This is a genomic window from Actinomadura sp. K4S16 (assembly GCF_008327685.1).
Classification (GTDB): Bacteria; Actinomycetota; Actinomycetes; order Streptosporangiales; family Streptosporangiaceae; genus Spirillospora.
The window spans coordinates 15,519-27,735 of record NZ_BDDE01000010.1; the positions used below are offsets into that span (position 1 = coordinate 15,519).

Below are 12,217 nucleotides of genomic sequence, written 5' to 3' on the forward strand. Positions count from 1 at the left end.
CGGCCTACGCCGACTTGCCCGGACCGAACACCGCATCGGCCCGGGTGATCGACGGCTTGAGCTGGTGCCGGTAGACCTTCCCGGTGACCGCTGGAGAGGAATGCCCGCACAGGTCGGCGATCGCCTCGATGGGCACTCCGCCGTCACTCGTGATCGATATGAACGAGTGACGCAGTTCGCGCGGCGACCAGGTCTCCCGATCCCCGCCTTCTTGGTGATTCGCCGGAGGCTCCCGCCGCACGCTCGCGGCGTCCAGCGGCTTTCCGGTCGTCAAGCAGAACACCAGCCCGCTGTCGTGCCACGCCCCCCGCTTTGAGTCGTTCGGAGGCCTGGCGCGTGTGATGTCGACGTAGGCGTGCAGTCGCGGTGGCTGAGGCGCTTCCAGCACCGGCCTGGGCTTGTTCGAGGGTGAGGACCCGGCTCGGCCGGTCGTACCCTTGGGTGTTTTGACCAGATCGGCCACGTTCGGCATGACCATGTCGCGCGTCTGCTCCTGTCGGAGCGCGCACTTGAAGATTGCGTGCACCAGCCTCTGGCTCCGGGGCGAGAGCGTGCTGGAGAGCCCGTCGATCTACTCGTCGACGTCGGCGGCCCGCAGGTCAGCGAGCGCGCCGCTGCCTTGTCCACATCCGAATGGGCCATCAGCACCAGTAGACACTAGTGTTTTTTTGGAGTTCGTTGGATAGTGCTCGCATGAAACGTGCCGTTGCGACCGCCATCGCCGTCGTCATCGCGTCTCTTCCCGCACCCGCCCTCGCGGCCGCCCCCGAGTTGCGTACGGTCTCCCTGCCCTTCCTGTGGCCGACGGCGCGGCTCTACGACGTCACCGCCGACGGCGCGGGCGGGGTCTGGGTCGGCGGCGTGCAGGGCAAGTACTGCCTGCGCTGGGGTGATCTGTGCCCCGTGTACAACGACGGGAACCCGGTCGTGCGGCGCTGGGCGGGCTCGTCGTGGCAGGAGTATCCGCTCAACGGCTGGACGGGCCAGGGCGAGATCGCGCGAATCGCCTCGGGCGCGGGCGAGACCTGGATCGCCGGCGGACTCGGCGCCGGCGGGGGTTCGAGCACCTACGTGGCACGCTTCGACGGCTCGGCGTTCCAAAAGGTCGCGGCTCCGGCCAGGTACATCACCATGCTCGCCACCGGCCCGGCGGGCAGCTTCACCAGCGCCTGGGAGCTGGGCGGGAACGGGCTGTTCAAGCGCACCGGCGACACCTGGACCGCCGTCGACGTGCCCGGGATCGACTACGTCGCCGACCTCCAGGCGCTCACCGCGTCCGACGCATGGGCGGTCGGCTACAAGGACGGCCTGCAGCAGGTGCCCGCCGCCGCGCACTTCGACGGCGCGGTCTGGAAGAACGTCCCGCTGCCCGAGGTCAACGACTGGTTCCGCAAGGTCGTCCCGGTCACCGCGAACGACGTCTGGGGGATCACGGCCAAGCGTTTGGCGCACTGGAACGGCACCGCATGGAGCTACATCGCGCCCCCGGCGGGGTACCCCGACCTCGGCGACCTGACCGTGGACGCGTCCGGGAACCCCTGGGTCGCGCCGGAGGCGTCCGCGCCGCCGGAGAAGCCCCCGTACCGCTACAGCGGCGGCCAATGGGAGCCCGTGACGATCCCGGCCGGGACCGCGGTGTACGACCTGGCCGCCGTGCCCGGCGGCATCTGGGGAGTCGGAAGGCAAGGAGAGGACGACCCGGCGGCCCTCAACGGCTCCTAACGGCCCCTGAGTGGGGCCATCACCGAGGACACACCGCGCTGGGCGCCCCAACCGCCCGCGTCGCCAACCTCTCAGGGCAGTACAACTAGCCGGTGCGTCGTGCGCACTCGAAGGTCGGGTTGAGGGCAGGCTGCGCGCCGTGAGCGCATGGGGTGGGCGGGTTCATGATTGCGGTGGACGTCCTCGGCAGGCGGCGCCCGGACGCCCGTCGGCCCGGGAGGCGATATCGCCTGGCCGACGCGGATTCCCGCGCGGAACGGCGAACGCGTCCTTCGCTTAACGCTCCTCATCAGGGCGGGCCTTCCAGGAGGCCGGACTCGCGGGCCTTGGCGGCTGCCTGGGTGCGGGACGCGGCGCCGAGCTTGGTGAGGATCCTGGTCACGTGGGTGGCGACGGTGTTGGCGGAGATGAAGAGCTCCGTGGCGATCTGATGGTTCGTCCGTCCGCCCGCTAGGAGGCGCAGGACGTCGAGTTCGCGAGGGGTCAGGCCGAAGGCGCGGTCGGACGTGCCGCTCTCGGCGGCGGTGAGGCGGCCGCGGGCCGCGAGGTCGTCGATGCGCGCCCGCAGCGGCGCGGCGCCCAGGTCGGCGGCGAGGGCGCGTGCCTCGCGCAATCGGGACCGGGCGCCCGGCCGGTTGTTCGACGCGAGCGCGACGGCCGCGGCCTCCGCCAGCACCACGGCGGTCTCGTGGCGGTTGCCGAGGTCGCGCCAGGCCGCGGCCGCCTCGTCCCAGGCGGCCAGTTCGCCGCTCTCCGTCAGCGCGCGGAAGGTGAGGCGGACGGCATCGATCACCGGTGTGGTGGTGCGCACCGAGCCGAGCATGCGGGCGAGGTCCGCGAGCCGGTCCGCGGTCTCGGCCTGGACCCGCCGGTTCCGCGGCGCGGCCGCGCGCCGGGCCCGCTGCGCGCGTGCGCCGAGCACCGCGAGCCGTGCCGTCTCCTGCGGCGGCCAGGCGTCGGGCGCCGTCACCAGGTGCTCGCCCACGATGTGGTCCGCCGCGTCGGGGTCGTCCTCGTCGAGCGCGCGGGCGATGCGCAGCAGGGTCAGCCAGGACTTCGCCTCCGCCGCGCCGACGGTGTGCACGGCGAACTCGGTGATCTGGCGCAGGAGCGTCCCGGCCGGCTCGGTCTGACCGCGCCGCAGCGCGATGTCGGCGGCGATCAGGCGCAGGAACGCCGCGTAGAGCGGGGGCGGCGCCAGGGCGAGGGCCTCGTCGACGACGCGCAGGGCTTCATCCCAGCGCCCCAGGAACAGCAAGGGGACACAGCGGGCGTGGGCGAGCATGCTGCCGCGGGACCGGGCCTGGCCGAGCCGTTCGGCGGCCGACTCTCCGGTGCGGGCGAGTTCGACGGCCTCTTCGTACCGCCCGCTGTCGCTCAGGAAGGTCGACTCCCACTGGAACGTGGTCAGGAATGTGTGCGCGTCACCGGCCGCATCGGCGGCGCGGCGGGCCTCGGCGAAGGCGTCGGCCGCGGAGTCCAGGTCGCCGCGCGTGCCGTGGAGCGCGCCCAGCACCAGCAGGGCGGGCGCGCGCAGGGCGTCGTCGCCGATGCGGTCGGCGATGTCCAGGGCCTGCGCGGCGTGCCCCTGGCAGTCGTCGAGGTCGAGCGCCATGAACTCCACGAACGCCAGGGCCGACAGCAGCCGTGCGCGCAAGTCCTGCGACGCCTCGGGCGGCGCCAGCGCGACCGCCCGGCGAAGGTCGTCGCGTCCCCCGCCGTCGATGCGGCTCTGCAACCGGCCGCGCAGGCCGAGCAGCCGGGCCGCCCGCTCCGGTTCCACCGCCGGGTCCACCTCGTCCAGCGCCGCGGTGCCGTACGCCACGCCGGCGGCCGACCTGCCCGCGTTGAACGCCGCCGTGGCCGCGCTTTCCAGCACGACCGTCCGGTCGACGCCGATGGTCTCGACCGGCTCTGGCACCTTCGGCCAGTGGTCCAGGACGAGTTCCAGCTGGTGGAGCTGCTCGTCGTAGGCGTTCTGGCCGCCGGCGCGGCCGGCCGCGCGCCATGCGGCGGGCAGCGCCCTCTCGAACTCGCCCGCCGCCGTCCAGTGCTGGGCCAGGGCGGTGGCGCTCGCGGCAGGATCGGCGGACGCGGCGCGGTCGGCGAGAGCGGCGGCGTAACGGGCGTGCATGCGCCGCCGCCGGGGCGGCGGTAACGCGTCGTACACCGCCTCGCGGAGGAGGTCGTGGCGGATCGCGTACCCGTTCTCCCGCGCCACCACCAACTCCCGCGCGGTCAGGTCGCCGAGGGCGTCCCCGAGCTCGCGGGCGGGACCGCCGGCGACCGCGCGGACGAGTTCGTCGTCCAGTTCGGCCCCCGCCACCGCCAGGGCCTCCAGCGCCTCGCGGGCCAGGTCCGGCAGGTCGGTGACCCGGGTGAGCAGGAGCGTACGCAGGTCGCCCGGCGGCGTCTCGCCCGCGGCGCTCAGCGCCTCGACGAACAGCGGGTTCCCGCCGCTGCGCCGGTAGACCCGGACGCTGCGCGCCGGGTCGGGCGGCCGCCCGTCCACGGCCGCCAGGAGCGCGGTGACGTGCCGGTGCTCCAGCGGGCCGAGGTCGATGCGCGACACCGCGCCGCCGCGGCCCAGCTCGGCCAGCATCCGCGAGTTCGGGTGCCGGGCGGCCAGTTCGCCGGTTCGGACGGTGCCGAGCAGCAGCACCGCGGCGCCCGTCAGGTTGCGGGCCAGGTAGGCGAAGAGCTCCCGGCTCGACGCGTCCGCCCAGTGGAGGTCCTCGACCAGCACGACGACGGGCCGTGCCTCCGCCGCCCGGGCCAGCAGCGTCAGCATCTCCTCCAGCAGCCTGGCCGGTCCGTACCGCGCGGGCGCCGGGCCCAGGTCGGGCAGCAGGTCGCCGAGCGCGGTCCCGCCCGGCGGAAGCAGCGCCGCCACCCGGTCGCGGCCGAGGCGGCGCACCAGATCGCGCAGTACGGCGACGAACGGTACGTACGGGGCGCCCTCCGAGCCGAGTTCCAGGCATCCGCCGGACAACACCAGCGGAACACCGGGCAACTCCCCCATCGCCGTGGCGACCAGCCGCGACTTGCCGATGCCCGCTTCCCCGCCGACCAGGACCGTCGAGGGGCGGCCCGCCCGGGACCGCTCGTAGGCCGCCCGCAGCACGGCGATCTCGTCGTCCCGTCCGACCAGCACGGGGCTGACGACAGAACCGGTCATCGCCCCCTCCAAGCCCGGACCGGATGTCACCAACTCTGACGACGACAGCCTGCCATCGATGCCGCCACTGTGAAGGGGTATCGCCCCCGACCGAAAGGAACCGTTCGATGACCGGACAGAACGCCCGCCGCACCGTCACCGCCAACATCACGCTGTCCCTGGACGGCCGCGTGAACGGCCCCGGCGGCGAGTACGACATGAGCTGGATCGTCCCCCACGCCATGTCGTCCGCGTCCCGCGACCACATGGTGACGGTCACCGGCACGGCCACCACCGCCCTGCTCGGCCGCAAGAACTTCGAGGGCTTCGCCGGGTTCTGGCCCGCCGTCGCCGACGACGAGAGCGCCGACCCGCGGGACCGGGAGTTCTCCCGCTGGCTCAACCAGGTCGAGAAGGTCGTCTTCTCCACCACGCTCACGGAGGCCGCCTGGGACAACGCGCGGATCGCCGGCACCGACCCCGTCACGGCGGTCAAGCAACTGCGCGAGCAGGAGGGCGGCGACATCATCGTCCTGGCCAGCTCCAGCGTCATCCGCAGCCTCCTTCAGGCAGGGGAGGTGGATCGGCTGAGCATCACGCTGTGCCCCGAACTCGTCGGCGGCGGCGCGCGGCTGTTCCCCGACGGCCTGTCCGCGTCGTGGACGCTGGCCTCCAGCCAGGTCACCGAGAGCGGCGCGATCTGCCTCCGCTACGACCGGGCCGAGCGCTGAACCGCCTCGAACGCAGCGGCGAGTTCGCGGGCGCCCTGGAGGCGTTCCCGCCCGGTCCGCGGCTCGACCTGCGGCCCGGACGGCGGAACGGCCCCCGCGAGGACCCCTACCTCGCCATCGCCCGGCTCACAGGCGACACCGGTTCCACGCCGGGGTTCGACGTCGCCAGGGCGGTCGCCGACTACGTCGCCTGGCGCTCCGCCAACCCCCGCTGACGACGGACCCGGCGGCACCCGGCCCGCACCTCGCGTAGGACGGGTCAGGTGCCGCCGGGTGGGCTCACCGGCGCGTCAGGGCCTCTGCTCCAGAGGGCGGCCCTGCGAGAAGAATCTCGTCGGAACGACCGCGGGCCGCACCTGTGCGCAGATCGGCGCCGTGCCGGAGGCGGTGAGGGCGGATGGCAGCGACGACGAGAAGCCGGCCGACCTCCAGCGGACCACCTTCACCGGCGAGATGCTGCGGGCGTCGTTGATGTCGGCCTATCAGGCGTGGCAGGTCACCCTGCTGCCGGTGGTCTGGGCGTCCTGTTCACCGGACACGGTGCGGCGCTGCCGTCCGCCAGAGGCTCCGCGGGCCCGCGGCGGTGATGACCTCGGCGTGCGGGCTTTGGTCCCCGCACGGTGGGACCTTCGTCCCTGGGACGCCCTGTCGAATGACCGGAAGTGTGGCGCTGACAGCGGCAGCATGTGGAGGAGGGCCCATGCCTCACCCCTTTGCGACGCACGCGGGGGTCCGGCGCCTGGTGACGGCGGCGATCGCGGCTCCGTCGGTGCACAACACCCAACCGTGGCGCTTCCGGCTCAACGGCGCGGCGGCCATGGAACTGCACGCCGACCTCGACCGCAGGTTGACCGTGATCGACCCGCGCGGCCAGGCCCTGCACATCAGTTGCGGGGCCGCCCTGCTGAATCTGCGGCTGGCGATCCGCATGACCGGCCACCGGCCGCAGATCGAGTTCTTCCCGGAGGCTCTAGGCCGGGCGACGCTGCTGGCGTCCGTCCGGGCCGTGGACGCGCCCATGCCCTCGCTGGAGCAGGCGGAACTGTACGCGGCGATTCCGCATCGGCGCACCAACCGGCACCCGTTCAGCAAGCGCCTGGTGCCGCAGCCGGTCCGCCGGGAACTGATGTCCGCCGTGCGGACCGAGGGAGCGGCGCTGGCCCTGCCGGGCCCGCAGACCACGGCATACCTGCTCAGCCTCGTCGCCGCCGCGGACGAGCGGCTTGCCTCCGCTGACGAGTATGTCGCCGAGCTGGCCCGGTGGACGCCGGACCGCGCCTGCGGGGACGGCGTCCCCCGGTACGCCTTCGGGCCGCGCCCGAGCGGGCGCGGTGTCCCCATGCGGGACTTCGGCCTGGCCGGGCCGGTGCCCGGGCGGAAGGCCGAGCACTTCACCGCCCGGCCGCAGCTCGGCGTGCTGCTCACGAAGGGCGATGGCCCGGCGGACTGGCTGCGGGCCGGGCAGGCGTTGCAGCGGGTTCTGCTGACCGCCGAGCGGCACGGGGTGTCGGCCTCGTTGCTGTCCCAGCCCCTGGACATGCGCGTTGGGGCGTCCACCGCCACGGCCCCGGCATCGCATGGCCACATCCAGGCGATCATCCGGTTCGGGTACGGGCCGCCGGTCCCCGGCACGCCGCGCCGGCCGTTCCCCGAAGTCCTGACCCGCATCTGACCGCCACGGCACCCGAAGACCCGCACGACCCGAAACTCACGATCCAGAAAGGCGGACCATGACCGTCGTGGACGAATTCACCGAGGTGTTCCGCACCGAGCACCGGACGGCTCGGGACCGTGATGTCTGAGCGTCCTTCCCCTCTCATCATCCAGGGCGGCATGGGCGCGGGCGTGTCGGGATGGCGGCTGGCACGCGCCGTGGCCCGGACGGGTCAGCTCGGCGTGGTCTCCGGAGTGGCACTGGACGCCCTGCTGGCACGCGGGCTCCAGGCCGGAGACGAGGGCGGCCACCTGCGCCGGGCGCTCGCCTCCTTCCCGCTGCCGGACGTGACCGAGCGGATCCTGCGGCGCTACTACGTTCCGGGTGGGATCGAGCCGGGTCAGCGTTTCCGGCCCGTACCGAAACTCGGCCTGAACCCGAACAGGATCCGCGACGAACTGACCGTCGCCGGGAACTTCGCCGAGGTCTGGCTGGCCAAGCAGGGACATGACGGCCCGATCGGAGTCAACTACCTGGAGAAGATCCAGCTCGCCACCCCCGCCGCCGCTTACGGGGCGATGCTGGCCGGAGTGGACTACGTCCTGATGGGGGCGGGCATCCCCAGCGAGATCCCCGCGCTCCTGGACGCCCTGGCCGCCGGCTTCCCCGGCCACCTGACGATCAGCGTCGCCAGCGCCGACGACGGCCGCACCCTCACCTTCGATCCGGGGTCACTGGCCGGCCCCGCGCGGGCTCGGCCACGCCTGCTCGCCATCGTCTCTTCGTCCGTCCTCGCGATGTACCTGCACCGGACGCCGGCCACCCGGCCGGACGGGTTCGTCCTGGAGACGGCGATCGCGGGCGGACACAGCGCGCCGCCTCGCGGACGGATGCGCCAGGACGACGACGGCGAGCCGATCTACGGGCGGCGTGACCGGATCGATCTCGAAAAGGTCGGCGCGCTCGGCCTGCCGTTCTGGGTGGCCGGAGGATACGCACGGCCCGGCACGCTGGCGGAGGCCCGCTCGGCCGGGGCCGCGGGCATCCAGGCCGGCAGCATCTTCGCGCTGAGCCGAGATTCCGGCCTCGACCCCGCACTGCGGCGACGACTGGTCCAGGAGGCTCTGAACGGCACGCTCCGGATCCGCAACGATCCCTACGCCTCCCCGACCGGGTTCCCGTTCAAGGTCGCCACGCTGCCGGGAACCCTCACCGACGACGACGTCTACGAGAAGCGGCCCAGGTTGTGCGACCTGAGCTACCTGCGGACCCCTTATCTGAAACAGAACGGCGCGGTCGGCTACCGATGCCCCGCCGAACCCGTTGACACTCACGTCCGCAAGGGCGGGACACTCGAAGACACCGTCGGCCGTCGCTGCCTGTGCAACGCGCTCGTCGCCGACGTCGGCCTCGCACAGCACCGGCCGGACGGCTACGTCGAACCGCCCCTCCTGACGCTCGGCCAGGATCTCGGATTCCTGCCCGGACTCGTTCACAAGGTCGGCGCCGACTACGCCGCCGCCGACGCCGTCGACTACCTGCTGAGCTCATGAAACAGATCCGCACCCCTCGTCGAGATCCCGCCGACCGGCCGTTCATCGTGATCTGGGAGGCCACCCAGGCGTGCCCGCTGGCCTGCCGGCACTGCCGCGCCGAGGCCCGCCCCGACCGCGATCCGGGCGAACTCACCACCGTCGAGGCCTGCGGCCTGATGGCCCAGGTGGCCGAGTTCGGGTCCCCGCCGCCGCTGTTCGTCATCACCGGCGGCGACCCGTTCCAGCGACCGGACCTGTACGAACTCGTCCGGCACGGCACCCGCCTCGGCCTGCCGGTCGCGGTCTCGCCGTCCGGCACACCCACGCTCACCAAGGACGATCTCACCGGGCTGAGGGAGGCCGGCGCGCGAGCCATCTCTCTCAGCCTGGACGGCTCGGACGCGCGCATCCACGATGCCTTCCGCGCCACACCCGGCGTCTACCGCTGGACACTGGACGCCTGGCAGGCCGCCCTCGACCTCGGCCTCAAAGTGCAGATCAACACCACCGTCACCGGGCACAACCTGACCGACCTGCCGGAGATCGTCCGCATCGTCCAGCAGATGGGAGCGCTTACCTGGAGCGCGTTCCTGCTCGTCCCGACCGGACGGGGAAAGCTGCTGCCCGGGCTCGACCCGCACCAGGTCGAAGACGTCCTCAACTTCGTCTACGACGCCGGCGCCTTCGTCCCCGCCCGCACCACCGAGGCGCACCACTTCCGCCGCGTCGCCGTCCAGCGGGAGGTCCTTGGGCGGCACGGTGCCGACCACGTGGCCGTTCTCGGCCTGGGGACGCTCTACCAGACCCTTCTGGAGCGGCTGACCGAACTCGATCTCCCCCTGCGGCGGGCACGCCGCCCACCCATGGACGTCAACTCCGCGCGCGGGTTCGTCTTCGTCTCCCACCGGGGCACCGTGCACCCCAGCGGCTTCCTGCCCACCCCGGCGGGCAACGTCCGCCACGACCGGCTGACCGAGATCTACCGGACCTCTCCCCTGTTCACCGGCCTGCGCGACCCCGGCAACCTGACCGGACGCTGCGGCGCCTGCGAGTTCAGGACGATCTGCGGCGGCTCGCGCTCACGCGCTCTGGCCACCTCGGGCGACCCGTACGCGGAGGAGCCCTGGTGCGCCTATAGGCCCGGCTCATTCCCCTACCAGGACGACCTCGCCTCCTACGGACTGAAGACGATCGCTTGATAGGAGCGGACAGCGCTGACCACCGGGGACGAGGGTCTGCCGACCGGCTGTGCGCGGGGGCCGATTTCCCGCATTGGGGCGAGGAGGTCCTCCCGCGGACGGCCGACGCGCACTGCCCATGGGGACGCACCACGCCGTAGCGGGCGATCTCCCCCAGGGCCGAGCGGTGCATGGTGTTGCGCGAAGCACCGCAGCAGGATGCCGTCCATCAGACGCAGCCGGTCGCGCCAGGACGGAATCCGCCGCACCAGCCACATCGCCGGTAGGTCTACTCGCCCGGACGTACACAAAAAGATCGTCACGTCCGACCCCGACCGGCCTGAGCGCGGGACGACAGCAGCCGGGGCTGCGAGCATGCTCCGGGCGTGCCCGCCGCCGCGGGACGTGGCGGGGATCTGGCGCGACGAGTTCGACGCCGCGCTCGAGGAGGGCGGGCTGTTCCAGCTCACCATGCACCCGCACGTCATCGGCCACCGCTCCCGCATGGCCGTACTACGCGAACTGCTGGAGCACATCGACGCGCAGCAGGGCGTCTGGTACGCCACCCACGCCCAGGTCGCCGAATACGTCCTGGAGCAGGCTTCATGACCTCTGCGAGCCTGCGGTGCGGGTGCCCCGGGATCCGACGATCCCGAAGGAGGCCATCCGCAGCTCGCCGCCCGCGTCCGCCTCGACGAGCGGTTCCCTGCGCTTGCCGAAGACGAGGTCTGCGCAGGTGACCGGCCCATGATGTTGGAGCGCACGTCGCTTTCGGCGGTGTCGGCAAGCATCGCGGCGATCGGTCTGGTGCGTCCGATGCACAACGCGGTGTGGATGCGCGGCTCGCCGACGCGCTGGGCCGAGACGCAGCGTCACCCCCGCCCGCGAGAAGGACGTCTGGCTGAACGAGGGCTACACGCTCTGGACGGAGAAGTACCGGACGGAGAAGCACGGCGGCCAATCCGCGCAGTCCGCGTTCGAGCAGATCTACGCCGACCCGCCGCCCATGCCGCCGGGACGGACCGCGTTCTGATACGTCATGACCGCCGACCCGGGCCGCGATCAGATGTTCCACCGCTCGATCTGCCTCCGCGGGAGCGCGGCGCTGCAGATGCTCCAGCACAAGGTCGGTGACTAGCGGGTCATGACGCCTGACCCGCATTTGGCCGACGAACAGGAAGTACGGCAACGGCACCACCGAGGACTACGAAGTGCTCGCCGAAAGATTTCCGGGCAGGACCTCGGCGCTTCTTCAAGGTCTGGCTCCACACACCAGGCAAACACCACCTGGTGACCGTGGTCTTTCAGCTCCGGCCCAGCGCCCTCGCCTGGCGGCCGTGGACAGAAGTCGATCTTGTTCAATAGCATGCGATCCGGTCACGTCGGTCGTGGCCGAAGTGACCGGATCGGAGATTTCCGCATGCGCTCTGTATCGCGATTCGCGCGTCCATTGTGCCTGGCGGCGGCCGTGGCGGGACTGGTTTTCGGAGCCGCATCGCCGGCGGCCGCCGCGGACCCGGAGAACGTCGGCTGGCTGTACACGGAAACCCACAGCGGCGCGGTGTTCTTCGATGCGGATCTTTCGGGATACCCCTCGTACGAGAAGATCACCGTGTGCGACAACCTGACCGACGGCCGGGGAATCGAGGCGTACGTCGAGGGCAACGACCCGCTCGATCCCGACGCCGTCGTCTGGTACTACTTCCAGGATCCATCCCACGACGGCCAATGCCGTTCTTGGGCGACCAACTACTTCGCCGACGGGAAATCCGTCTTCGTCAAGGTCTGCGAGTACTGGGGCGACAACCGCGCCAACTGCCGCTGGGGCAGCGGCGTGGCTTAGCGGTCCTGGCCGCCGAATGCGGCGGTCTCGGCCTCGTACTCACCGGGCCACCAACTGTGGATTGCCTCGCTCTCAGCCAGGTCGTCCAGCGCCGTCCCGTGATCAGTCCTTCGGCCTCGGCCTAGTGCAGGAGCGGAGCCAGATGGGTCGGCGCGTTCTGTTCGCTGGAGTCCCAGTCCGGAAAGTGGACGTGGATCTGCCCGCCATTTGACCGCCTCCCGCCCGGTCAGAGTCTGCCGCCCGCCCAGCCGGTATGTCGTGGCAGCGTCGGCCAGGTCGGTAGGCCTGACGCTTCTGAAGGCTGCACAGTTGAGCCATGGGTGTCAGTTCGTCGTCAGTAGGGCGCCATCCAGCCCAGCGGCGCAGTCGTGTGCCGCTGGCGACGATGCGCCCGTGG

At 72.0% G+C, this 12,217-nt stretch carries 10 protein-coding genes; 8 read left to right on the forward strand and 2 right to left on the reverse strand.

Going from position 1 to position 12,217, the window contains the following annotated elements:
- Window positions 1-4: 4 nt before the first annotated feature.
- Window positions 5-478, reverse strand: a complete 474-nt coding sequence (locus K4S16_RS00885) for a tyrosine-type recombinase/integrase (protein ID WP_149256888.1) — start codon at window positions 476-478, stop codon at window positions 5-7.
- 215 nt (window positions 479-693) lie between these two features.
- On the opposite strand from K4S16_RS00885, the gene K4S16_RS00890 reads away from it, so the two are divergent.
- On the forward strand, window positions 694-1,722 hold the full coding sequence (locus tag K4S16_RS00890; RefSeq protein ID WP_149256889.1) for a hypothetical protein: 1,029 nt from the start codon (window positions 694-696) through the stop codon (window positions 1,720-1,722).
- A gap of 289 nt (window positions 1,723-2,011) precedes the next feature.
- On the opposite strand, the gene K4S16_RS00895 is transcribed toward K4S16_RS00890, so the two are convergent.
- The gene (locus K4S16_RS00895) at window positions 2,012-4,900 is read right to left on the reverse strand and encodes an AAA family ATPase (protein ID WP_149256890.1); all 2,889 of its coding nucleotides are present in this window, start codon (window positions 4,898-4,900) and stop codon (window positions 2,012-2,014) included.
- 107 nt (window positions 4,901-5,007) lie between these two features.
- Between K4S16_RS00895 and K4S16_RS00900 the strand changes: the two genes are divergently transcribed.
- The 7 genes from K4S16_RS00900 to K4S16_RS00930 all read left to right on the forward strand — a co-directional run bounded on the left by K4S16_RS00900 (window position 5,008) and on the right by K4S16_RS00930 (window position 11,820).
- Window positions 5,008-5,610, forward strand: a complete 603-nt coding sequence (locus K4S16_RS00900; protein WP_149256891.1) for a dihydrofolate reductase family protein — start codon at window positions 5,008-5,010, stop codon at window positions 5,608-5,610.
- The gene (locus K4S16_RS44840; protein WP_200841619.1) at window positions 5,538-5,825 is read left to right on the forward strand and encodes a hypothetical protein; all 288 of its coding nucleotides are present in this window, start codon (window positions 5,538-5,540) and stop codon (window positions 5,823-5,825) included. The genes K4S16_RS00900 and K4S16_RS44840 overlap by 73 nt, the downstream gene beginning before the upstream one ends.
- 485 nt (window positions 5,826-6,310) lie before the next feature.
- Complete coding sequence (locus K4S16_RS00910) at window positions 6,311-7,282, forward strand: Acg family FMN-binding oxidoreductase (RefSeq protein WP_149256892.1); 972 nt, start codon at window positions 6,311-6,313, stop codon at window positions 7,280-7,282.
- Between the two features lie 122 nt (window positions 7,283-7,404).
- Complete coding sequence (locus tag K4S16_RS00915; RefSeq protein ID WP_149256893.1) at window positions 7,405-8,817, forward strand: nitronate monooxygenase; 1,413 nt, start codon at window positions 7,405-7,407, stop codon at window positions 8,815-8,817.
- A complete protein-coding gene (locus K4S16_RS00920) occupies window positions 8,814-9,998 on the forward strand; it encodes a TIGR04053 family radical SAM/SPASM domain-containing protein (protein ID WP_200841620.1) in 1,185 nt (394 codons plus the stop codon). The genes K4S16_RS00915 and K4S16_RS00920 overlap by 4 nt, the downstream gene beginning before the upstream one ends.
- 354 nt (window positions 9,999-10,352) lie before the next feature.
- On the forward strand, window positions 10,353-10,586 hold the full coding sequence (locus tag K4S16_RS00925) for a hypothetical protein (RefSeq protein ID WP_200841621.1): 234 nt from the start codon (window positions 10,353-10,355) through the stop codon (window positions 10,584-10,586).
- Between the two features lie 811 nt (window positions 10,587-11,397).
- On the forward strand, window positions 11,398-11,820 hold the full coding sequence (locus K4S16_RS00930; RefSeq protein WP_149256894.1) for a hypothetical protein: 423 nt from the start codon (window positions 11,398-11,400) through the stop codon (window positions 11,818-11,820).
- Window positions 11,821-12,217 lie beyond the last annotated feature (397 nt).